The 412-nt window shown below is 69.7% G+C and carries 1 protein-coding gene; it reads right to left on the bottom strand.

Annotated elements, in window-relative coordinates; all coding sequences use genetic code 11:
- Positions 1–412 (bottom strand): penicillin acylase family protein (locus tag KDH83_RS31780; RefSeq protein ID WP_212323163.1); only part of this gene is annotated, 412 nt, incomplete at both ends.

Consider the following 412-nt stretch of genomic DNA (forward strand, 5'->3'; position numbering starts at 1 on the left):
GGATGAGTTCGCTGCGTTTCTCCATGCGTTTCCACTGGCCGTCGTGGAAGTAGCGCGTGCGGTCGGCGGGGTCCAGCTTCTCGGCGTAGATGTCGACATCGTCGCCGAAGCCCGCCGTCGATCCCCAGGCCACGTGCGCGTTGTGGCCGAACAGCACGCTCGGATAGGCGAATGGCGTGTTGCCCACCACATCGAAACCCGCGCCGTGCAGGCCGATGCCGTAGGTATAGGCGGGGTTCCACCAGCCGAACTGGGGGCCGTTCAACAGGATGGCGCGCGCGTCCCGGGCGTGGTCGCGCCCGACGAGCCAGATATTGCTGGTGGTGGGCCAGCCCGCGATGCCCGGCTGGCCGGACTCGGCGAACTGCGCCCGCAGCCGCTCGCGCAGCGCGTCCGGCGGGCCGTCCAGCAC

The organism is Achromobacter sp. Marseille-Q0513, from assembly GCF_018195695.1.
GTDB lineage: Bacteria > Pseudomonadota > Gammaproteobacteria > Burkholderiales > Burkholderiaceae_B > Achromobacter.